The sequence below is a fragment of the Achromobacter sp. 01N37 genome (assembly GCF_056399725.1).
Genome location: NZ_JBFTRX010000004.1, coordinates 422,021 through 442,253, shown reverse-complemented (window position 1 = coordinate 442,253; position 20,233 = coordinate 422,021). Strand labels below are relative to the sequence as shown.

Below are 20,233 nucleotides of genomic sequence, written 5' to 3'. Positions count from 1 at the left end.
GCGGCAGCCCGCATGCCGATCACCCTCTTTTGAATGACCCGGAAATTCTCATGACCGCTCAAACCAACCTGCCGCCGTTCCACCTGGCCTTCCCGGTTCGCGACCTGGCCGAAGCCCGCGCCTTCTACGGCGAAAAGCTGGGCTGTCCGGAAGGCCGTAGCTCGTCCGAATGGATCGACTTCAACTTCTACGGCCACCAGATCGTCGCCCACCTGGCGCCCAGCGAATGCGGCCACAAGGCCACCAGCGCCGTGGACTCGCACAACGTGCCCGTGCGCCATTTCGGCGCGGTTCTTTCCATGGAACAATGGGAAGCCATGTCCAAGCGCCTGATCGACGCCGGCACCGAATTCGTCATCGAACCCTACATCCGCTTCAAGGGCGAAGTCGGCGAACAGGCCACGATGTTCTTCCTGGACCCGTCGGGCAACGCGCTGGAATTCAAAGCCTTCAAGAACATGGATTCCTTGTTCGCCAAGTAATCCGCCGCCAGAGGTGTCGCGCCGTTGAACGCTTCTTCCGAACCCCCTTCTCCGGCCGAACCCTCCTGGCGCATCCAGCCCCAGGGTGATCGCTGCCTGATCATCACCTTTGGCGACCGGATTGACGCGTCGGTCGGCCAGACCTGTCTGGCCGCGGCGCGCAAACTGCGCGACGCGCAATTGGCCGGCGTGACCGACGTGGTGCCGTCATTCGTCGCCGTGGCCGTGCATTACCGGCCCGACGGCGTCGGCGGCGGCCCCACCTGTTCCGCGCTGACCGCCCGCGTCAACGCGCTGCTTGCCGATGGCATCCCTGCCGACGCCTCGGCCGAACGTGACATTGATATCCCGGTTTGCTACGGCGGCGAACATGGCCCCGACCTGGAAGACGTGGCGCGCGCCGCTGGCGTGACGCCCGACGATGTCATCGCCCTGCACAGCGGACCGCGCAGCATGGTGTTCATGCTGGGGTTTGCGCCAGGCCACCCTTACCTGGGCCTGCACGACGAAAAACTGAACATTCCGCGCCGGCCGTCGCCGCGCACCGTGGTGCCCATCGGTTCCGTTGCGGTCGCCAACCGGCAGACGGTGATCTACCCGAACCGGCTGCCCGGCGGGTGGAACATCATCGGCGCCACGCCGCTGACGCTGTTCGACCCGACCCGCGAACCGGCCTCGCTGCTGCAACCGGGCGATTCGGTGCGCTTCGTGCCCATCAGCGCCGACGAGTTCAACCGCATCCGGAAGGCACAGCCATGAGCCTGACCGTGATCAAGCCCGGCATGCTGTCCAGCTTCCAGGACGCCGGCCGCAACGGGTATCAGCATCAAGGCATACCCGCCGCTGGCGCCATGGACGAACGCGCGCACCGGCTGGCCAATGCGCTGGCGGGCAACGCCGGCGACCCCGCCACGCTGGAAATAACGCTGACCGGGCCGACCTTGCGCTTCGATGCGCCGGCTTGCTTTGCGCTGGCCGGCGCAGATCTTGGCGCCACGCTGAACGGACAAGACATTGCCCCGCACCGGCCGCTAGTGGCCTGCGCGGGCGATACGCTGGCCTTCGGCGCGCGCCCGGCCACCGGCGTGCGCGCCTACCTGGCGGTGCATGGCGGCTTTGCCTTGCCTGCGGTGATGGGCAGCGAATCCACGTATTTGCGCAGCGGCTTTGGCGGCTTCCAAGGGCGCGCGCTGGCCAAGGGCGATTGCATTGCCCTGCGGACCCCGCTTGCCGCGCACCGGGACCTGAAGGCGCTGCGCGACGCGTTGTGGAACCTGCGCATCTATCTGCCCGGCACGCTGGGCAACACGCGCCGCGCCGTCATCCGCTTTCTGCCCGGCCTGCATTGGCACGAATTTTCGGACGCCACGCGCGACGCGTTCAGCGGCGCGGAATTTCGCGTCAGCCCGCAGTCTGACCGCATGGGCTATCGTTTGACGGGCCCGGCGCTGGCGCTGGAACAGCCGCGCCAGATGCTGTCGGAAGCCGCCTGTTTCGGCACCGTGCAGGTGCCGTCGGGCGGCGAAGCCATCATCCTCATGGCCGACCGCCAAACCACGGGCGGCTACCCCAAGATTGCGCAGATTGCCACGGTGGACCTGCCCGCGTTGGCGCAGACCGCCCCCGGCGACACGCTGCGCTTTGCCCTGATCAGCCTGGACGATGCGCAGCGGCTGGATGCCGACCGCGAACGCGCGTTCACGCAATTGCACGACGCGCTGGCCCCGCTGCGCGCCTTGTTGACCCCCGCATAAAGGAACCTGCAATGACGACCCGCATCGATTTGAATTGCGACATGGGCGAAAGCTATGGCGCGTGGACCATGGGCAACGACGCGGCGGTGCTGCAATACGTCAGCTCCGCCAACATCGCCTGTGGATTTCATGGCGGCGACCCGGCCACCATGCGCAAGACGGTGGCGGCCGCCCTCAAGCAGGGCGTGGCGCTGGGCGCCCACCCCAGCTTGCAGGACCTGGCGGGCTTTGGCCGCCGCAGCATCCCGACCACGCCCGATGAAGCCTATGACATCGTGGTCTATCAGATTGGCGCGCTGGCCGGTGTGGCCGCCTCGCAAGGGGCGCGGCTGCATCACGTGAAGGCGCACGGCGCGTTGTACAACATGGCCGCAAAAGACGAAGGCCTGTCGCGCGCCATCTGCCAGGCGGTCAAGGATGTGGACGCGTCACTGATTCTGTATGGGCTGGCCGGCAGCAAGCTGATCGACGCCGCGCGCGCCATTGGGCTTGCGGCCGCCAGCGAAGTGTTCGCCGACCGCTCTTACCAGGACGACGGCTCGCTGACGCCGCGCACCCGCGCGGGCGCCATGATCGAAGACCTGGAGCAAGCGGTGGCGCAAGTCATAGGCATGGTGCGCGAAGGCAAGGTGCGTTCGGTGGATGGCCGCGACGTGCCGGTGCAAGCCGACACGCTCTGCATTCATGGCGACCAGCCCAACGCCCTGTTGTTCGCCAACGGCATCCGCCAGGCGCTGGAGCAGGCGGGCATTGAAGTCCGCACGCCTGCGCGCGGCTGAACGCGCAGCCCCTTAAAGCAAGGGGTCAGGCCCGGCCGTAGCGCGGCGCCGCCTCTTGCCTTACGGGTTCAATGGCGTCGCGATACACCTGCACAATGCTCGGCAGCACTTCCAGCACGTACGTGCGCGTCAACCCCGCAGCGCGCTCAAAATCGCGCACTGCCACGGCCTGCGTGATGCCGTGCGTGTAGGTCTGGATGGTGTTGGTTTCAATCGAGCGCCGGGCCAGCAGGAAGCGCAGCGGCTCCAGCTGTTCGTAGAGCTTGCTCAGCATGCTGGTCAGCGGCGTGTTGCCGGTGTAGCGGGCGCTGGCCAGATAGAACTCGCGGCATGCCGCGATGCTGGCGCGCACGTCGCGCTTGGCCATCGACGACGCAATCGCTTCGTCGTAGCTGCGCAGCTCGGCCACCAGCGGCGACAGATCCGTCACGTCGGCCAGCTGGCGCAGGCAATACGCCTCCAGCTCCGCGCGCAACATGTACAGGTGGCGGATTTGCGTTTCGGTATAGAGGGTGACCCGAAAGCCCTTGCGTTGGATATGCGTGACCAGGCCGCTCAACTCCAGCAAACGCAGTGCTTCCCGGATCGGGCTGCGGCTGGTGCCGAAACGCTGCTCTAGTTCTTGCTCCCGCAAGGGCTGCCCGGGCCGGATAGTGCCATCCACTATCAACTCACGAATCTGTTCCTGAAGGAAATACGGAATCGTGGCGGGCGCTTTGACGTCCAATCGGCTCCCCTTGTACTGCGCGAGGCATGGTATGAGACACCGAGAAGATACTAGAAATCTCTTGAAACACAAATAGGAAAATTGTTGCAGAGGTCAAAACGGGTTTGTCTCAGTCCCCGCCTTTCAATCCCAATCATCCCGATAGACGAACTTTGGCATCTGCCAGTTAAAGCGCAGAGCCAAGAGGCGCATGGCCAGCCCCACCGCCAACGCCAGCGGTACGGCGGCATTGGCCGACAAGCCCAGCGACTGGCCGCCCAGGTACAAGGCGCCGGTCAATACCGATACGCTGGCGTACAGCTCTTTGCGGAACAGCAGCGGCACTTCGTTGCAGAGCACATCGCGCAGCACCCCGCCTGCGCAACCGGTGATCATGCCGCTGATCAAGACGACGGTGACCGGCAGCTGCATCATCTGCGCCACCTGGCAGCCGATGACGGTGAACGCCACCAGGCCCAGCGCGTCGGCCAGCAGGAACACGCTGCGCAAGCGCCGCATCACGGGCGCGATCAAGGCCGTGAGAATGGCGGCCCCGCCGGTCATCCACAGGTACTCGGGATGGATGACCCAGGTCAGCGGGTAATGACCCAGCAGCACGTCGCGCAGCGACCCGCCGCCCAGTGCGGTGACGCAGGCGATGATGCAGACGCCCATCCAGTCCATGTCGCGCCGGCCGGCCGACAGCGCCGCCGTCATGGCTTCGGCCACGATGGCGACTAAATACAGCGTGTGCAGCAAGGCGGGGGAAATGTCGGAGAACATGGAGATAACAGTTATAGAAAAAAGGGGCCAGGGAAACCGGCGCGGCCAACCCCACATTGTATTGACGCTGATATTGCGCAATCCGCCATTGCCTGGTTGCGGCGCGTCCCTTACGCTGGACCGTGCGTTGACATCGATCAATCCCCTGTCTGCGTCGCGGCGAGACAATGGGATAACGCCCTGACAGGGCAGTACAAGCCAGGCTGCGCGGACGCGGGAGTCGCCACTCTGGCCACAACCGGGAGATAACGTATGACACAGCAAACAGGCCCCATCCTTCTGGCGACTGACCTGAGCGCGCGCGGCGATCGCGCCTTGGACCGCGCGCTACAGCTCACGAAGGAACTCAATACCAAGCTGATCGTCCTGCATGTCATGGAAAGCCATGCCACGCCTGCGCGCCTGACCACGCCGGTCTGGCGGCGCCTGTCGTCCGACCACAAGTCGCTGGCCGAACGCGAGCTGGCTGAAGACCTGTCTGCGGCTGACGTGCCGTCGGAAGTGGTGGTGGTGTCGGGCGATCCGCTGACGCGCATCATGGAAACCGCCGACAGCTATGGTTGCTCGCTGATCGTCACCGGCATCGCCCGCGACGAAACGCTGGGCCGGCTGCTGCTGGGCACCACCGTTGAGAAGCTGGCCCGGCAAGCGCGCCAGCCGGTGCTGGTCGTGAAGACCCGCCCGCGCAAGCCGTATCGCGACGTGCTGGTCGCCACCGACTTCTCGCCCGGCTCGCGTCAGGCCCTGCGCGCCGCGCTGCAACTGGTGCCCAACGCCAACCTGACACTGTTCCATGCATACGACGTGCCGTTCCAGGGCAAGTCCGTGCCTGACGACGCCGTCACGCGCAGCTTCTACAAGGGCGCGGAACAAAGCGCGCAGGAATTCACGGCGCAAACGCCGGAACTGGCTGGGCTGACGCCGCCCAAGGTGGTGCTGGAACCCGGCCAACCCGAAACCGTGCTGTCGGAATATTCGTTCAACCATCGCTCCGACCTGGTCGTGACCGGCACGCACGGCCGCACCGGCATCCTGCGCACCGCCATCGGCAGCGTGGCTGAGCGCCTGTTGGAATCCCTGCCGAGCGACGTGCTGATCGTCCGGCTGATCGACGGCGAATAAGCGGGCCGGCAGGATCGGCACGGCCCCATGAAAAAGCGGCGCTTCTGGCGCCGCTTTTTGCTGTGCTGCGATGTGTCTGGGAAACGATTACGCCTCGTCGCCCTGCTTTTCCATGGTTTCAATCGTGCCACGCAGCATTTTCAACAGCACCAGCCCCGGCACGGCAATCACCACCGTCAGCAGGAAAAACCCCGGCCAGTCCAGGTACGCCACCAGCGGCGGCGTCAGCGGCCCCGCCAGATACGTGCGCCCCACGGCAGATAGCGCCGACAGCAGCGCAAACTGCGTGGCCGAAAACCGCTGCCGGCACAACGCCATCAACAGGCCCACGAACGACGCGGTGCCCAAGCCGCCGCACAGGTTTTCGATCCCCACGCCGGTGGCCATCAGCCAGATATTTTTCGGGCTGACCGCAATCAGCCAGTACGCCAGATTCGACACCGCTTGCAGCAGCCCGAACGCCATCAGCGACCGGTACAGGCCCCAGCGCGACATCAGCGTGCCGCCGGCCAGCGCGCCCACGATGGTGGCGGCCAGCCCCAGCACTTTGTTCACGGTGCCGACTTCGGTGGGCGTGAAGCCCGCGCCGCGGATCAGGAAGGTGGTGGACAAGGCGCCCGCGAACGCGTCGCCCAGCTTGTACATCACGATGAGCAGCAGGATGGAGATAGCGCCCGGCCGCGTAAAGAATTCGACCAAAGGCTCGCCCACCGCCTGCCCCAGATTGCGCGGGGCGCGAGCGACATGTTCCGGCTCGGGCGCCCACAGCGTGGCCAGCACGCACAGCAGCATCAGCCCGCCCATCAGCACATAGGTGTTGCCCCAGCCGATCCACTGGTCCGCCAGGATCAGCGCCAACCCGCCTGAGGCAATCATGGCCAGCCGGTACCCCATCACCTTCATGGCAACGCCGGCGCCGCGTTCCTCCTTGCGCAACACGTCCGTGCAATACGCGTCGAACGCGATGTCCTGGGTGGCGGACAGAAACGCCACCCCCACGGCGAGCATCGCCAGCGGCATCAGCGCGGTAGAGGGCGACATCAGCCCCATCAGCATGATGGCCAGGCCCAGCAGCACTTGCGTGACCAGCATCCAGCCGCGGCGGCGGCCAAGCAGCGGCGGCACGTAGCGGTCGATGAGCGGCGCCCACAGGAATTTGATGGTGTAGGCCGTGCCTACGAGCGTCAGGAAACCGATTTCCTGGAGCGGGACGCCTTCCACGGTGGCCCAGGCTTGCAAGGTGCCGCCGGTCAAGGCCAGAGGCAATCCGCTGGCAAAGCCCAGGACCAGCAAGGGGGCCACGCGGGGGCTGGTGTAGACGTTGGATACAGCGGTAATGACGGTCTCCTGAAACGCGCCAGCACGGCGCAACAGGCGTTGCGCCGCGAGGCTTGCGGCATTTTAGGGCCTGTTCGGCCGCGCCGTCAGGGCGATCGGTGTCGGAATGTCAGGGCGTCGCGAAGCGATACACCGCCAGCGTGCTGCGCCAGCTGGGGAACAGCTTGACCTCGTGCCCTTCGTTGAACGTGGCGCGTTCAAGAATGCGCAGCTTCAGCTCACCGGCCAGCTGTTCGAAGTCGCGCAGCGTGCACAGGTGAATGTTCGGCGTGTTGTACCACTGGTACGGCATCTGGCCCGTGACCGGCATGCGGCCACGCAGGATGGCCCAGCCGTGCGGCCAGTAACCGAAGTTGGGAAACGACACGATGCCGTGGCGCGCCACCCGCGCCATTTCACGCAGGATGTGTTCGGTGCGGTGCATGGACTGAAGCGTCTGCGACAGCACCACCGTGTCGAACTGCTTGTCGTCAAACAGCGCCAGGCCGTCTTCCAGGTTTTGCTGGATGACTTCCACCCCGCGCCGCACGCAGGCGATCACGCAGGTGTCGTCCAGCTCAACGCCTGCGCCGCGCACCTGGCGGTTGTCGCGCAAGTGCGCCAATAGCGCGCCGTCGCCGCAGCCCAAGTCCAGGACGCGGCTGCCGGGTTCGATCCAGCCCGCGATGCGCGCCAGGTCGGGCCGCAGCGCGTTATGGGCATAGCGGGGGGTGACAGGAGTCATGCGGAACGTCCTTCGGTCAGGGCGGTATCGCCCGCCAGCCCAAGCTCGCGCGCGATACGTTCGTAGTAGCCACGAACCACGGCATGGTAGCGCGCGTCTTCCAGCAGGAAGGCGTCGTGCCCGTGCGGCGCGTCGATTTCGGCATAGGTGACGGGGCTGGCGTTCTTCAGCAGCGCGCGCACGATTTCGCGCGAGCGCTCGGGCGGGAAGCGCCAATCAGTCGAGAACGACACCAGCAGGAAGTCGGCTTTGGCGGGCGCCAGCGCACGCGCCAAGTCGCCGCCCGTCGTGCGGGCCGGATCAAAATAATCCAGCGCGCGCGTGATCAGCAGATAGGTGTTGGCGTCGAAATAGCGGGTGAATTTCTCGCCCTGGTAACGCAGGTACGACTCCACTTCGAACTCGACGTCGTAGCCGTAGTGGTAGGCGCCGTTTTCGGCGGGCGCGCGTTGCGCACGGCCAAACTTTTCGGCCATGTCGTCATCGGACAAGTAGGTGATGTGACCAATCATGCGCGCCACCGACAGGCCGCGGCGCGGCACGGTGTCTTGCGCGTAGTAGTCGCCGCCGTGGAAATCCGGGTCGGTGATGATGGCGCGGCGCGCCACTTCGTTAAAGCCGATGTTCTGCGCCGACAGGCGCGGCGTGCTGGCAATGACCACGCAGTTGGCCACGCGGTCGGGCAAGGTAATGGCCCAGCTGAGCGCTTGCATGCCGCCCAGCGATCCGCCCATCACCGCCGCAAAGCGATCGATACCGAAGTGATCGGCCACGCGAGCCTGCGCGCGCACCCAGTCTTCCACGGTCAGCACCGGGAACGCGGCGCCCCAGGGTTTGCCGGTTTCGGGGTTGACGCTGGCCGGACCCGTCGAACCGAAGCAGGAGCCCAGATTGTTCACGCCGATGACGAAGAAGATGTTGGTGTCCACCGGCTTGCCGGGGCCGACCATGTTGTCCCACCAGCCGACATCGCTGGGGTTGTCTGCCGCCAGGCCCGCCACGTGGTGCGAGGCATTGAGCGCATGGCAGATCAGGACCGCGTTGGTGCGCTGCGCGTTGAGCGTGCCGTAGGTTTCCACGGCAAGTTCGTACGCAGCCAGCGACTGGCCGCTAAGCAAGGGCAGCGGCTCATCGAAGCGGATGAAGGTGGGTGCGACAAGACCGACGGAACCGGGATCAGCGGAGTCGGACGTCGTGACGGTGGCGGGGACGAACCCGCTGGCCGAATCACCGGCCAAATGTTGGGCAGGAGTGGTCATACGGACCTCTTTAGCTGGATTTATTGGAAGGCGCCCGCAAGCGGATCAGGCAAATCGGCGCCGAAATATGGGTACTGCACTCAGGTACAGCGGAAAGAATTCTAGCACTGCTTGGCGGGGCTGCTGAAGCGGGCCGCCGGTGTGACAATAGCGCTTACCGGCGGCGCGCTTCGCCAGCCCCCACCCATTTCGCGCGGCGCGCCCCCCTGACAGGAAGGATATGGCTCACATCTATCTGGACGAACTTCAACACCTGGCGGCCGCCGCCCTGGCCGCCGCCGGCGCCAATCCGGCGATGGCGGACAGCACCGCCCGCGCGCTGGTCTTTGCCGAAAGCCAGGGCATCAGTTCCCACGGCCTGTCGCGCGTGCCGTTCTACGCCGGCCATCTGCGCGCCGGCCGCGCCATCGGCTCGGCCGTGCCGCGCATCGTGCACGAGCGCGGCGGCGCAGCGCTGATCGACGCGGGTTCGGGCCTGGCCTATCCCGCCTGCGCCATGGCGGTCGAGCAAGCCGCCCTGCGCGCCCGCGAACACGGCATCGCCTTCATCGGCGTGGCCAACAGCCATCATTTCGGCGAAGCCGCCTACCACCTGGAAGCGCTGGCCGATGCCGGGCTGGTGGCGCTGGCGCTGAGCAATTCGCCCGCCGCCATGCCGGCCTGGGGCGGCAAGCGTCCGCTGTTTGGCACCAACCCCATCGCCGCCATCTTTCCCCGCCGCAATGGCGCGCGGCTGGTGATTGATTTGTCTCTGTCGCAAGTGGCGCGCGGCAAACTGATGATCGCCGCGCGCGACCACCAGCCCATTCCGCTGGGCTGGGCATTGGACGCCGACGGCCAGCCCACCACTGACCCCAAGGCCGGGCTCGCAGGCAGCATGCTGCCCGCAGGCGGCGTCAAGGGCGCGATGCTGGCGCTGATTGTCGAACTGCTGGCGTGCGCACTGACCGGCGCGCACTTCGGTTTCGAAACGGAATCGTTCTTTGTCGACGCAGGCGGCCCCGCGCAGCTGGGCCAGGCCTTCATGGCGATCGACCCGGGCGCGCTGGCGGGCAACAACACCTACCTGGAACGCGTCGAAACCCTGGTTGACGCCATGCTGGAAGACGACGGCGTGCGCCTGCCCGGCGACCGCCGCCGCAAGCTGCGCGACGAAGCCGTGAAGCACGGGGTCGACATCCCCGACCCGCTCATGGCGCAACTGCGCGAGATGGCGGGCGTGGCCTAGCGCGCTAGGCGCCCTGGGTGAACCACAACATCAAGGGCGCCAGCAACAGGAACACCACCGTCGACACCAGCACCGCGCCAGCGGCGGTGTCGCCCAGCGTCGTATAACGCTTGGCGTACATGTAGCTGACCACGGCGCAAGGCATGGCCATTTGCAGGCTCAGCGCGCCGGCCAGCACGGGCTCCAGGTCCAGCGCCCACACCACGGCCAAGCCTGCCGCCAACCCCACCACCAGCCGGATCGCCGCGACTTTCGCGCCATCGCGCAGGCCGTTGGACGGAATCAGCGCCAGCGCATGGCCCAGGCTCAGCAGCATCAGCGGCACCGTCACCGCGCCCAGCATGCGGGCCGTTTCAATCATCCATTCCGGGACGGGGATATGCAGCATGCGCAACGCCACCGCCACCACCGACGCCAGCAGAATGGGGCTTTTCCAGCTGCCCTTGGTGTTCACGCCCGGCAGCAGCCGCACGGCGATTGTGTGCATGACAAAGGAATTCACGGCAAAGAATGCCACGGCCACCGACAGGCCCGCATCGCCAAACGCCAGTTGCGAAATGGGCAGGCCCAGGTTGCCGGCGTTGGGCAGGAAGGCCGTGGGCAGCAGCGTGCGCACCGGCAACTTCCACAATTTCAGCAGCAGCGCGCCAACCGCGGCGCACAGCAGCAGCGCCAGCAACGTGGCCGCCGCCACGTCGGCCAACGCGCGATCGTCCAGGTGGGTCGTGACAAAGGTGTGGAACACCAGGGCCGGCGTGGTCACGGAGGTGACGAGCGTGGTGATGAACGCCCCGCCAAAAGGGATATCGCGCTTGCCCCACAACACCCCGATGCCGACGCACGACAACAAAGGCAGCATCAGCACAATGGCTGACAGGTAAAACTGGGCAATGGCAAACATACAACTATTCCGTCAGAGATAAAGAGATTGATGCGCCAAGGCATCAATGCTTGCCCAGGGGCGATGTGGGCCGCAGCATGGGGGCACCTTGTCAACTACAGGGCGCACCGCCCATTGCCGCCATGTCCGTCAATCGTCCGCTGTCCGCATATTGCCCCGACCTGTTGCCCAGCAACCCGCCCCTGTCCCGCTTGCACCCGCCGATTTCGCCGCTGACCTCACTGTCGGCGCCCTTGCCCAGCGAGATGTCGGCCGCCAAGCCCCTGTCAGACCGCCAGGCCATCTGCCTGTTCTGGTCGGCCGCAGGCAAAACCAGCTGGGAAACGGCCCGCATCCTGGATGTCAGTGAAAGCACCGTGAATTTCCACCTGCGCAACGCCTGCACAAAGCTCGGCGTCCGGGGCCGGCGAGCCGCCGTGGTGGCGGCAATACGCCAGGGGCTGCTGGACACCGTCATGGTTTGACGGGTTTGGCCGGGTTCACCACCACCGACCGCAGGAATTCCCGCGCGCGTTCGGCGGGCAGGCTTTCCGTCGTGCCCGCCGCCACCGCTTCGATCAGCATGGTGTCAGTGACCCAGACCTTCGCCTGCAACCATCCCGGCTTGCCCATGGCTTTGCCGTGCACCTCGATTTCCTGGCCGTAGGGCGGCCACGCCATAGGCGGGGGGGCCTGCATGTTGGCGTACAGCGAATGCATCAGCGCCACGCCCAACGCCTGCTTGGCCACCGGGTCCGCCGCAATGTCGGGCGGCAGCGGCGCGCTGCCTATGGCAAACACCGCTTCACCCACCGTGGCCGTGGCCAGGGTAAAACGCAAGGTATGGGTATCCAGGCGCAAGTCGCGGGTTTCCGTCGACACGCGATCGGGGAACGCGGCGCGCACATGCCCGTCGGCCACGTCCACTTCGCGCCAGTTGTAACGGGGCGAGCAGGCGGCTACCAGCAGCGCCAACCCCACAATCACGCCGGCTTTCTTGAACATGAAACGAAACAGCGATGAAATCGTCATTACCCGAGGCCCGTGACGCCTAATCATTTCGAGGAATCTGGAAATTGTCGCCGATTTCGATGACCCCTGCGCCTGACGGCACGCCACTGGCCAATTATCTTTGGCCCGCCGCCCCCAATGTGCCCCCGCCGATTACCGGCGCGGGCACCCCCGGCATCTACCTGCTGCACGGGCTGAGCGAACACGCCGGGCGCTATGACCGCTTGGCCCGCTGGCTGGCCGCACGCGGCTGGACGGTGGGCGCGCACGATCACCGCGGCCACGGCCGCTCGGGCGGCGCCCCCGCCACGCTCGCCCACCAGGAAGACCTGGTCACTGACGCCGTCGAACGGCTGACCGCCTGGACGCAAGCCCAAGGCCGCCCGCCCATCGTGCTGGCCCACAGTCTGGGCGCGCTGGTGGCGGTGCGCATTGCGCTGCGCCGCATGGCCGAACTGGATGCGCTGGTGCTCAGTTCGCCGCCTTTCGTGGTCAACGTCCCGCTATGGGTGCGCCGCACGCTGACATGGATGTCCCTGCATGCCCCGGACCTGCGGGTGCCCCACGGGCTGGCGCCCGCCCGTATCTCGCATGACCGGGCGGTCGTCAAAGCCTACCGGTCCGACCCGCTGGTGCGGCGCCGCATGACAGGCCGGCTGGCGCGCTTCGTGGACGAAGGCGGCCAGGAAGCCCTGCGCGAGGCCGGGCTGCTGCCCTGCCGCACCCTGCTGATGGTGGCGGGCGACGATTCCATCGTCGCGGCCGAAGGCAGCCGCCAATTCGCACAGCGGGCGCCCGCCGAATTGCTGACTTTGCGCTGGTACGACACCGCCTGGCACGAGATTTTCAATGAAACGGCCCCTATTTCCGATCCGGTTTATGCTGACCTGGACGAGTGGCTGGCGCGTACGGCTCAGGCATTGTCCCTGCGCCCAGTATTGGCTCCCTCGGCACAGGAAGCCGGCACCCCGTAAAATCCGGCGACAGACCCATACGAGAAGAATCCGTGACTGATACCGCCGCCAACCGCCTCTCCCGCCTAGAGGCCAACCGCCCGCTGCTGACCCAGACGCTGCGAGGCATTGAGAAAGAAGGCCTGCGCGTGGACGAACAGGGCATCCTGTCGCGCACCCCGCACCCCGCTGGCCTGGGTTCGGCACTGACCAACGAACACGTCACCACCGATTATTCCGAGTCGCTGCTCGAACTGATCACGGGCACCCACACGGATGTGGACGCGCTGCTGGCCGAGCTCACCAATACCCACCGCCACGTCTACAGCGTGCTGGACCACGAGCTGATCTGGAATCAGTCGATGCCGGCCACGCTGCCCGCAGAAGCCGACATTCCCATCGCCTGGTACGGCAAGTCGAACACCGGCATGCTCAAGCATGTTTACCGCCGGGGTCTGGCCGAACGCTATGGCAAGACGATGCAATGCATCGCCGGCGTGCATTACAACTTCTCGCTGGCCGAAGACTTGTGGTCGGTGCTGGATACGCAGCCTGGCTCGGTGCAAGACCGCCGTTCGCGCGGCTACATCGGGCTGATCCGGAACTTCACGCGCTATTCCTGGTTGCTGATGTATCTGTTCGGCGCGGCCCCCGCGCTGGCCAGTGACTTCCTGCGCGGCCGCGAGCATCCCTTGAATCGCCTGGGCGACCACACGCTCTACCTGCCGCATGCCACCAGCCTGCGCATGAGCGACCTGGGTTACCAGAACAAGGCGCAGTCGCAGTTGAAGCTTTGCTACAACGACCTGGACACGTTCCTGGGCCGTTTGTACGACGCCGTGACGCAGCCCTGGCCCGACTACCAAAAGCTGGGCACGCATCGCAACGGCGAATGGATTCAGCTGAACACCAACGTGCTCCAGATCGAAAACGAGTACTACTCCAGCATCCGCCCCAAGCGCGCCACCGGCCGCTGCGAACGCCCCATCACGGCGCTTGCGGAACGCGGCGTGCAGTACGTGGAAGTGCGCTGCCTGGATATCGACCCCAGCTCGCCCGTGGGCATCGACGCCAGCACCAGCCGCTTCGTCGACGCCTTCCTGCTGTTCTGCACCACGTCCGACAGCCCGTTCTTCCCCGCCAGCGGCTACTGCCAGCGCAGCGCCGACAACTTCTCGACCGTCGTCAAGGAAGGCCGCAAGCCCGGCCTGATGCTCGACCGCGAAGGCCAGGCCGTATCGCTCACGCAATGGGGCCACGAACTGCTGGACCAGATCGCGCCGTACGCCGCGTTGTTCGATTCCGCGCTGGGCGGCAACGCCTATGCCGAAGCCTTGTCCGCGCAGCGCGCCAAGCTTGATCACCCCGACACCACGCCGTCGGCGCGCTTGCTTGAAGCGCTGACGCAAAGCGGCTTGTCGTTCCATGATTATTCGCTGCAACAAAGCCGCCAACACGCAGACACGCTGCGCGCGCAAGCGCTGCCGTCAGATCTGGCGGCCGCCTATGAGCAAGCCGCCGCGCAGTCCACGGTGGAACAACAACGCCTGGAGCAATCCGACACGGTGGATTTCGACACCTATGTCGCCCGCTACCACGAGGCGCTGAAAGCGCCGCGCAAATAAGGCGTATCGTTAGGGTTTGGTTTTGCGGCGCCCGTTCCTGGGCGCCGCGAATCACGTCAGTCACTCAGGAGGTTTTTTCCATGCGCCGCACTGCAACACTCTTGCTGGCCTTGGCAGCCAGCATGGCGGGTATCGCCCATGCCGCGCCGCCCGCCATGCAGACCGTGGAATCGGTAGACCTAAAACGCTACGCAGGCATGTGGTACGAGATCGCGAATTTTCCGATGTTCTTCCAGCGCAACTGCGTCGGCGACACCACGGCGGAATACACCGCGCATCCCGATGGCACGATAGGCGTGAACAATCGCTGCCGCACGAAGGACGGCGATATCGATTCCGCCTCCGGTACCGCCACTGTCGTGGAAGGCAGCAACAACGCCAAGCTTGAAGTCACGTTCGTCAAACCCTTCAAGGGCGACTACTGGGTCATCGGCCTGGACCCGGAATACCGCTGGGCGGTAGTGGGCACGCCCGACCGCAAGTACCTGTGGATTCTGTCGCGTTCGCCGCAACTGCCCAAGGAAGAATTGGACAAAGCCCTGGCCGCGGCCACGGCTCAGGGCTATCAATTGGATGAACTGCGCTACACACCGCAGAAGTGACGCAGCACTGACGCAGCTGTAACTCAGCAGCCGCTCAGCAGTCTCTCAGCAATGACACAACCGGCGCATGATTGCGCCGGTCATCATTTGGCCAGGTATCAGCCCACGACAGGTCAGCCCGCGTAGTCTCGCGCCAGACGCACGACCGTCACGCCGGGCTTCAACTGCCGCAACGACGGCATGATCAGCGTGCAGTGATCGTACGGCGTCACGATGGGCTGGCCATCTGCCCAGCCGATCACCGAACCCGCTGCTTCCAGTGTTTCCAGCCCTGTCCAGCCCTGCGCAAACTGCACGTCCATCGACGGTGCAACGACGGCATTCGTCACTTCCAGCACACGTTGCACGGAAGGAGCGGGCATCAGCCAGCCCGCCGGCAGGTCAGCCGCATCCAGCACGCCCGACTCCACCAGCATGCGCGCCACCATGTCGCGCGCCACATCGCGCGCGGCCAGCTCGCCGTGGAAACCGCATTCGATCAGCAAGGCGCAGGCGTCTTCGCGCGCCGGGTCGCCGAACTGCGCAAAGTCACGCATGCGCACGCCGTCCTTGTGGCCCGCATCAACGATCACGTGTTGCGGCGCCTTCAGGCGGCGCGCCAACGCGATGTTGCGCGGCAAAACGCCCGTCAACAACAAGGGCGCGCCCGGCTCATGCATGGAATGCAAATCCAGCAGCCAGTCCGCGCGCTCCACGAAGGGGCGCAGGGCCGCGCCGCGTTGGCGGTCGGGCGTGGTCGGGTTGTCCAGGCGCTCGGCGCTCCAGACGCGGTTCATGTCTTCGGCCACGAAGCGCGAGGCATCGTGGTTGGCATGATCAAAGCGGTCGAACGCGTCCAGGTTGCAAAACGCCAGCGTCAGGCTGCCGCGGCGCGGCTTCACGCCAGCGGCCAGCAAGTCTTTCAACGCCCACGCGCCGCACAGCTCGTTGCCGTGCACCAGCGCGGACACCATGAGCGTGCGTCCCGGCACGCCCGAATCAAAATGCCACACGCCCGGCGTGCCAGTGTTGCCGGCGCGCTCGGCGCTCAGGTCGGGAACGGGAAGCTTGAATTCCATGGTGTGATCCGCTGTGTTGCCTGGTGATGCGATGGGGTTGATGGCTGTGGTTTTAGTGCACGTCTACTCTGCACGTTTACTGTGCTTCGATCTTGGCGGCCTTGACCAGCGCGCCGTACTTCTTCGTCTCTTCGGCCTGATAGGCCACCATGTCCACGCCCGGCTTGGCCACTTCGCCGCCTGCGTCCTGCATTTTGTTGCGGAACGGTTCGGACTTCAGCGTTTCATCCAGCACGGTGCGCAGCTTGGTGACCACCGGCTCCGGCAAACCCGCCGGGCCATACAGCGCGAACCACAGGTTGATATCGACGGATTCAAAGCCCGGGGTAGCGGCCAACGGCGCGATCTCGGGCGCGGCCGGCGAACGCTTGTTCTCGGTCAGCCCCAGCGCCACGATGTTGCCGCTGCGCACTTGCGGCAGGCCCGAAGACAGCACCAGCATGCCGTAGTCCAGCTGGCCGCTCATCAGGTCCGTCACCAGCGGCGACACACCGCGGTACGGCACGTGTTCGGCGCGCGTGCCGGTGGCCTGGTTGATCATTTCGCCCGCCAGATGCAGCGTGGTGCCCACGCCCGACGAGCCGTAGTTGAACGTGCCCGCGTCAGCGCCGCGCAGCTTCTTCAGATAGTCGGCGGCGGTTTTCACGCCGGAATTCTTGCTGGCGGCCAGCAGCATCGGTTGCGAGGCCACGAGGCCCAGCGCCGTGAAATCCTTGGCGCTGTCGTACTTCACCGCCGTGTTGATCATGCGGGCAATCACCATTTCATTGGTCGAGCCCAGAAAGATGGTGTAGCCGTCGGGGGCCGCACGCGCCACGCGTTGCGCGCCGATTGTGCCACCGGCGCCGCCCACGTTTTCGACCACCACGGTCTGGCCCAGGCGCTTGCCCAGCTCTTCGCCCAACAGGCGCGCGGTCAGGTCCAGGCTGCCGCCGGCGGGGTAGCCGACGATCAGCGAAATGGTACGGGCGGGGTAATCCGCGGCAGACGCGGCCGGGGCGGCAGCCAGGGCCGAGGCGGCACACAACGCAACAAGCGCTGCACGCAGCGGATGCAGAATGGACTTCATGGTTTTCTTCCTTGGGGTGCTGGGGGTGGACGGCGTGGCCGTCTCATTTGAGGTTTCGGCTCACATTTTCGTGGCGCGCACGCACGTCATCCGTGCCAAAACGGCACATCTTCGTGCTTATCTTGTTTTTCGATAATGATGGGCAGCCGCAGAACGGCGATCAGGCCTTGCGATTGGCGGTGGCTTCCCAGGCGGCTTCCGCCAAATCCGTCAAGCGCGCGCGCGGCCGGTACAAGCGCACTTCAAAAGCGATTTCCTCGCTGCGGCCACCCAGCGCGGCCAACACGCCTCGCCGGCAATCCGCCGCCACCATCGACCACGGCAACCACGCCACCCCCACCCCCTTGGCAACCGCACCATGGGCGGCGTCCAGCGAATCGCTGCGCACGAACGGCGTCAGCGCATAAGGCGTGGTTTCCAGGCGGTCGCCAACGATGCGTTCCATCGCCAGCCCGCCCGTATAGGTAATCAGCGGCACCGGCGGCCCGCCATCTTGCAGCGTGTAGCGGGCGCGGCCGCGCGTATCCACCTGGCTGACCGGCACCAGCTTGTCGGTGGCCAGCGTCATGTAGCGATAGCGCGCCGGACTCAGCGGCACGGACAGCGCCGGATGCTCGTAGCAGCACAGCAAATCCACCTTGCCCTGCTCCAGCCGCACCACCAGATCCTGCGCCTTGCCGGTGGACAGCTCCACTTGCGTGCCCTCGGTAAGCACCTTGGGCGTGCGATGCCGCAGCCGGGCAATCCAGTCCGCGACCAAAGTGCGCGCCAGGCTGCGGCCGGTGGCGATGCGCAACACCGCTTCGCCGCCCGCCCCTGAACTGCGGATGCGATGGCGCACCAGCCCCATCTGCTCGACCACCTGGGTGGCCGTCTTCAGCAGGGCTTCGCCTTCGGGCGTCAGGGTGACGGGCAAATGCTGGCGTTCGACCAGCGGCGCGCCGGCCCAAACTTCCAGCGCGCGTATGCGCCGCCCGAAAGCGGGATGCGTGACGTGGCGCAGCTCGGCCGCGCGCACAAAGCTGCCGGTACGCGCCAGCGCGATCAGGTCTTCAAGGAGTTTCAGGTCGGCCATAAGGCGAGCGTACGAAAGCACAAGGCAGTAGCTTAAGCGATTGACCGTCCCGTTTAAGCGATTGACCGTCCCGTAGATTGGCTGGCCATTGGGTTGACCGGCCAATCAGACCGTCGCTCAGCGCGCCGCCAGCCCCATCATCGCCAAGGTCGCACGCGTCAGGTCGCTGTCCGGGTCTTCAAGCTCGTTGACCAGATCGAAGTGATTGCAATGCGGCGTGGGGATGCGGGTGGACGCCAGACCCGCGGCGTTCCAGGCGGCTTCGAACGCGGAAGTCTGATTCTTGAACCCTTGCGTCTCCAGGCCGCCCACTGCCAGCAGCATCGGCCCCGCGTGTTCGGGCAGGTTGAAGATGGGGCTTTGATGCGCGGCTTGCTCCGGCGTCAGGCGCAGCCACGTGTTCGGCAGGATGTCGCACAGCGGTCGCAAGTCGAACAGCCCGCTTAGCGCCAGCGTGCCCTTGATGACGTCGTCCGGGACGCCATAGCGCGCGGGCCAGCCGGGCGCGACCAGCATGCCGGCCAAATGGCCGCCTGCCGAGCTGCCGCCCACATAGATGCGGTCAGGGTCCACGCCATAGGCCGCCACGTTCTGGTACAGCCACGCCACGGCGGAACGCACTTCGCGCACCACTTCGCCCAACGTGGCTTCCGGCACCAGCGTGTATTCCAGCGTGGCCACGGCGGCGCCCGCGGCGTTGAAGGCTTCGGCCATGACCGGCGCATCTTCCTTGCGCTGCGCACGCCAGTAACCGCCGTGGATGAACACAAACAGCGGCGCCGGGGCGCGCGACGCGGCAGGCAGGAACAAGTCCAGCCGCTCGTCCTGGCCCATGCCGTAGCGCAAGTCCAGCACGCCGGGGCGGCGCGTGCGCACCCGCGCGGACGATTCCGCGTAGCGCCGCACGCAGGCGTCAAAATCCGCCACCGATTCGCGCGCGTTGTATTGCACCTCGCGCTCGGCGATGGTGGGAAAGAAAAGGTCGATGTCGGCGTTATGCATGTCGTGCCTGCGAGTCGGGCTGTGAAATGATCCGTTCGATGAATTGCGCGGTCTTGCGGTAGTGGGCCGCCAGCATGGCGACGGAACGATCCGCGTCGCGCGAAATCGCCGCGTCAAGCAATTGGCGGTGTTCGTCATCCACGTTGCGTTCCGGCCCGTAGGCCGTGGCGCCCGCGCGCGCAGGGCGGCGGTAACGCTCGGTTTGCGCATACAGCTGCGTAGACAAGTCCAGCAGCCAGTGCGACCGGCACGCGCCAATCAAGGCATGGTGGAAATCCAGATGGCGCGCTTCGAGCAGTTCTTCCCGTTCTTCCGACGGCGGTGAGGCCTCGCCCGCGCGCTGCGCCGCCAGCGTCAGCGCGTGATACGCCCCCACCAGCCGCGTTTCCCAGGCATCGTCCGCATTGGCCAGCGAGCGGCGCAGGGCATCGCAATCAATCAGGATGCGCGTTTCACAGGCGTCCCACATTTCCTCGACCGACAAGGGCGCGATGCTGAAACCGCGCGATGTGGTGTTCACCACCATGCGTTCGCTGCGCAAGCGGTTGAGCGCTTCGCGAATGGGCGAAAAACTGCTGCCGTAGCGCTGCTTCAGCAACTCCAGCCGCAGCGACTGGCCCGGCGCGAACGCACCGCTCATGATGTCGCGCCGAAGCAGGCGATACACCTGCTCCGACAGCGTAATTTCTTCCACGTCAGCATTCCCGTCCGATCCGGGATCGTCCTGGCGGGAAGCTTTGATTCTTGGCTTCAACATGCTCTCCAGATGTCAGCGGCTTGTCC

At 65.8% G+C, this 20,233-nt stretch carries 22 protein-coding genes and 1 riboswitch; of the genes, 10 read left to right on the top strand and 12 right to left on the bottom strand.

Features of this window, described 5'->3' with window-relative positions; all coding sequences use genetic code 11:
- Nucleotides 1-50 precede the first annotated feature (50 nt).
- Genes AC1DSJ_RS10975 through AC1DSJ_RS10960 form a run of 4 tightly spaced genes read left to right on the top strand, consistent with a single transcriptional unit; the run spans nt 51 to nt 3,015 of the window.
- A complete protein-coding gene (locus AC1DSJ_RS10975; RefSeq protein ID WP_054421277.1) occupies nt 51-482 on the top strand; it encodes a VOC family protein in 432 nt (143 codons plus the stop codon).
- A gap of 24 nt (nt 483-506) precedes the next feature.
- Entirely contained in the window at nt 507-1,241 is a 735-nt protein-coding gene (gene pxpB / locus AC1DSJ_RS10970; RefSeq protein WP_441371428.1) for a 5-oxoprolinase subunit PxpB, read from the top strand.
- Nucleotides 1,238-2,236, top strand: coding sequence for a 5-oxoprolinase subunit C family protein (locus tag AC1DSJ_RS10965; RefSeq protein WP_441371427.1), 999 nt, complete (start codon nt 1,238-1,240; stop codon nt 2,234-2,236). The genes pxpB and AC1DSJ_RS10965 overlap by 4 nt, the downstream gene beginning before the upstream one ends.
- 11 nt (nt 2,237-2,247) lie before the next feature.
- Complete coding sequence (locus AC1DSJ_RS10960) at nt 2,248-3,015, top strand: LamB/YcsF family protein (protein WP_175170543.1); 768 nt, start codon at nt 2,248-2,250, stop codon at nt 3,013-3,015.
- 25 nt (nt 3,016-3,040) lie between these two features.
- On the opposite strand, the gene AC1DSJ_RS10955 is transcribed toward AC1DSJ_RS10960, so the two are convergent.
- Together AC1DSJ_RS10955 and AC1DSJ_RS10950 are read right to left on the bottom strand one after the other, a co-directional pair.
- Nucleotides 3,041-3,742, bottom strand: a complete 702-nt coding sequence (locus tag AC1DSJ_RS10955) for a GntR family transcriptional regulator (protein WP_441371426.1) — start codon at nt 3,740-3,742, stop codon at nt 3,041-3,043.
- 123 nt (nt 3,743-3,865) lie between these two features.
- Entirely contained in the window at nt 3,866-4,504 is a 639-nt protein-coding gene (locus tag AC1DSJ_RS10950) for a trimeric intracellular cation channel family protein (RefSeq protein ID WP_054421272.1), read from the bottom strand.
- 252 nt (nt 4,505-4,756) lie between these two features.
- On the opposite strand from AC1DSJ_RS10950, the gene AC1DSJ_RS10945 reads away from it, so the two are divergent.
- Entirely contained in the window at nt 4,757-5,626 is an 870-nt protein-coding gene (locus AC1DSJ_RS10945; RefSeq protein WP_054421271.1) for a universal stress protein, read from the top strand.
- An 87-nt stretch (nt 5,627-5,713) separates the two neighbouring features.
- Here the strand turns inward: AC1DSJ_RS10945 and AC1DSJ_RS10940 are convergent, their stop codons facing one another.
- The 3 genes from AC1DSJ_RS10940 to metX form a co-directional block, all read right to left on the bottom strand.
- A complete protein-coding gene (locus AC1DSJ_RS10940) occupies nt 5,714-6,997 on the bottom strand; it encodes a muropeptide transporter (protein WP_428980508.1) in 1,284 nt (427 codons plus the stop codon).
- Nucleotides 6,998-7,073: 76 nt separating this feature from the next.
- Nucleotides 7,074-7,688, bottom strand: a complete 615-nt coding sequence (metW, locus tag AC1DSJ_RS10935) for a methionine biosynthesis protein MetW (protein WP_054421270.1) — start codon at nt 7,686-7,688, stop codon at nt 7,074-7,076.
- Nucleotides 7,685-8,947, bottom strand: a complete 1,263-nt coding sequence (gene metX, locus AC1DSJ_RS10930) for a homoserine O-succinyltransferase MetX (RefSeq protein WP_054421269.1) — start codon at nt 8,945-8,947, stop codon at nt 7,685-7,687. The genes metW and metX overlap by 4 nt, the downstream gene beginning before the upstream one ends.
- Nucleotides 8,937-9,018, bottom strand: a riboswitch (SAM riboswitch). It overlaps the preceding gene by 11 nt.
- Nucleotides 9,019-9,167: 149 nt before the next feature.
- Here metX and AC1DSJ_RS10925 point away from each other — a divergent pair.
- Complete coding sequence (locus AC1DSJ_RS10925) at nt 9,168-10,175, top strand: Ldh family oxidoreductase (RefSeq protein ID WP_054421268.1); 1,008 nt, start codon at nt 9,168-9,170, stop codon at nt 10,173-10,175.
- Nucleotides 10,176-10,179: 4 nt separating this feature from the next.
- On the opposite strand, the gene AC1DSJ_RS10920 is transcribed toward AC1DSJ_RS10925, so the two are convergent.
- A complete protein-coding gene (locus tag AC1DSJ_RS10920; protein ID WP_054421267.1) occupies nt 10,180-11,076 on the bottom strand; it encodes an AEC family transporter in 897 nt (298 codons plus the stop codon).
- Nucleotides 11,077-11,321: 245 nt separating this feature from the next.
- Here AC1DSJ_RS10920 and AC1DSJ_RS10915 point away from each other — a divergent pair, with 245 nt between their 5' ends.
- Nucleotides 11,322-11,540, top strand: a complete 219-nt coding sequence (locus AC1DSJ_RS10915) for a LuxR C-terminal-related transcriptional regulator (protein WP_054421410.1) — start codon at nt 11,322-11,324, stop codon at nt 11,538-11,540.
- Here the strand turns inward: AC1DSJ_RS10915 and AC1DSJ_RS10910 are convergent.
- Nucleotides 11,530-12,087: a hypothetical protein gene (locus tag AC1DSJ_RS10910; RefSeq protein WP_054421266.1), complete on the bottom strand. Its 558-nt coding sequence runs from the start codon at nt 12,085-12,087 to the stop codon at nt 11,530-11,532. The genes AC1DSJ_RS10915 and AC1DSJ_RS10910 overlap by 11 nt on opposite strands.
- 59 nt (nt 12,088-12,146) lie before the next feature.
- Here AC1DSJ_RS10910 and AC1DSJ_RS10905 point away from each other — a divergent pair, with 59 nt between their 5' ends.
- The 3 genes from AC1DSJ_RS10905 to AC1DSJ_RS10895 all read left to right on the top strand — a co-directional run bounded on the left by AC1DSJ_RS10905 (nt 12,147) and on the right by AC1DSJ_RS10895 (nt 15,246).
- Nucleotides 12,147-13,040 carry an alpha/beta hydrolase gene (locus AC1DSJ_RS10905; protein ID WP_175170546.1) on the top strand — a complete coding sequence of 298 codons (894 nt, stop codon included), beginning with the start codon at nt 12,147-12,149 and terminating at the stop codon, nt 13,038-13,040.
- Between the two features lie 32 nt (nt 13,041-13,072).
- On the top strand, nt 13,073-14,644 hold the full coding sequence (gene gshA / locus AC1DSJ_RS10900) for a glutamate--cysteine ligase (protein ID WP_342067206.1): 1,572 nt from the start codon (nt 13,073-13,075) through the stop codon (nt 14,642-14,644).
- A gap of 80 nt (nt 14,645-14,724) precedes the next feature.
- Complete coding sequence (locus AC1DSJ_RS10895; protein ID WP_054421264.1) at nt 14,725-15,246, top strand: lipocalin family protein; 522 nt, start codon at nt 14,725-14,727, stop codon at nt 15,244-15,246.
- 113 nt (nt 15,247-15,359) lie between these two features.
- Here the strand turns inward: AC1DSJ_RS10895 and AC1DSJ_RS10890 are convergent, their stop codons facing one another.
- The 5 genes from AC1DSJ_RS10890 to AC1DSJ_RS10870 all read right to left on the bottom strand — a co-directional run bounded on the left by AC1DSJ_RS10890 (nt 15,360) and on the right by AC1DSJ_RS10870 (nt 20,204).
- Nucleotides 15,360-16,304 carry a M14 family metallopeptidase gene (locus tag AC1DSJ_RS10890; protein ID WP_441371425.1) on the bottom strand — a complete coding sequence of 315 codons (945 nt, stop codon included), beginning with the start codon at nt 16,302-16,304 and terminating at the stop codon, nt 15,360-15,362.
- A 76-nt stretch (nt 16,305-16,380) separates the two neighbouring features.
- Nucleotides 16,381-17,373 (bottom strand): Bug family tripartite tricarboxylate transporter substrate binding protein, encoded by a 993-nt coding sequence (locus AC1DSJ_RS10885; RefSeq protein WP_175170548.1) that lies wholly within the window; start codon nt 17,371-17,373, stop codon nt 16,381-16,383.
- A gap of 160 nt (nt 17,374-17,533) precedes the next feature.
- A complete protein-coding gene (locus AC1DSJ_RS10880) occupies nt 17,534-18,448 on the bottom strand; it encodes a LysR family transcriptional regulator (RefSeq protein WP_054421261.1) in 915 nt (304 codons plus the stop codon).
- A gap of 117 nt (nt 18,449-18,565) precedes the next feature.
- A complete protein-coding gene (locus tag AC1DSJ_RS10875) occupies nt 18,566-19,450 on the bottom strand; it encodes an alpha/beta hydrolase (protein ID WP_054421260.1) in 885 nt (294 codons plus the stop codon).
- The gene (locus AC1DSJ_RS10870) at nt 19,443-20,204 is read right to left on the bottom strand and encodes an FCD domain-containing protein (RefSeq protein ID WP_054421409.1); all 762 of its coding nucleotides are present in this window, start codon (nt 20,202-20,204) and stop codon (nt 19,443-19,445) included. The genes AC1DSJ_RS10875 and AC1DSJ_RS10870 overlap by 8 nt, the downstream gene beginning before the upstream one ends.
- Nucleotides 20,205-20,233 lie beyond the last annotated feature (29 nt).

Excerpts from the sequence above, each read along its gene's own strand:
- AC1DSJ_RS10920 (WP_054421267.1), bottom strand. The coding sequence starts at position 11,076 with ATGTTTGCCATTGCCCAGTTTTACCTGTCAGCCATTGTGCTGATGCTG.
- AC1DSJ_RS10905 (WP_175170546.1), top strand. The coding sequence starts at position 12,147 with ATGACCCCTGCGCCTGACGGCACGCCACTGGCCAATTATCTTTGGCCC.
- AC1DSJ_RS10925 (WP_054421268.1), top strand. The coding sequence starts at position 9,168 with ATGGCTCACATCTATCTGGACGAACTTCAACACCTGGCGGCCGCCGCC.
- metW (WP_054421270.1), bottom strand. The coding sequence starts at position 7,688 with ATGACTCCTGTCACCCCCCGCTATGCCCATAACGCGCTGCGGCCCGAC.
- AC1DSJ_RS10965 (WP_441371427.1), top strand. The coding sequence starts at position 1,238 with ATGAGCCTGACCGTGATCAAGCCCGGCATGCTGTCCAGCTTCCAGGAC.
- AC1DSJ_RS10890 (WP_441371425.1), bottom strand. The coding sequence starts at position 16,304 with ATGGAATTCAAGCTTCCCGTTCCCGACCTGAGCGCCGAGCGCGCCGGC.
- AC1DSJ_RS10895 (WP_054421264.1), top strand. The coding sequence starts at position 14,725 with ATGCGCCGCACTGCAACACTCTTGCTGGCCTTGGCAGCCAGCATGGCG.
- AC1DSJ_RS10875 (WP_054421260.1), bottom strand. The coding sequence starts at position 19,450 with ATGCATAACGCCGACATCGACCTTTTCTTTCCCACCATCGCCGAGCGC.
- AC1DSJ_RS10915 (WP_054421410.1), top strand. The coding sequence starts at position 11,322 with ATGTCGGCCGCCAAGCCCCTGTCAGACCGCCAGGCCATCTGCCTGTTC.
- metX (WP_054421269.1), bottom strand. The coding sequence starts at position 8,947 with ATGACCACTCCTGCCCAACATTTGGCCGGTGATTCGGCCAGCGGGTTC.
- AC1DSJ_RS10950 (WP_054421272.1), bottom strand. The coding sequence starts at position 4,504 with ATGTTCTCCGACATTTCCCCCGCCTTGCTGCACACGCTGTATTTAGTC.
- AC1DSJ_RS10975 (WP_054421277.1), top strand. The coding sequence starts at position 51 with ATGACCGCTCAAACCAACCTGCCGCCGTTCCACCTGGCCTTCCCGGTT.
- AC1DSJ_RS10880 (WP_054421261.1), bottom strand. The coding sequence starts at position 18,448 with ATGGCCGACCTGAAACTCCTTGAAGACCTGATCGCGCTGGCGCGTACC.
- AC1DSJ_RS10960 (WP_175170543.1), top strand. The coding sequence starts at position 2,248 with ATGACGACCCGCATCGATTTGAATTGCGACATGGGCGAAAGCTATGGC.
- AC1DSJ_RS10945 (WP_054421271.1), top strand. The coding sequence starts at position 4,757 with ATGACACAGCAAACAGGCCCCATCCTTCTGGCGACTGACCTGAGCGCG.
- AC1DSJ_RS10910 (WP_054421266.1), bottom strand. The coding sequence starts at position 12,087 with ATGACGATTTCATCGCTGTTTCGTTTCATGTTCAAGAAAGCCGGCGTG.
- AC1DSJ_RS10885 (WP_175170548.1), bottom strand. The coding sequence starts at position 17,373 with ATGAAGTCCATTCTGCATCCGCTGCGTGCAGCGCTTGTTGCGTTGTGT.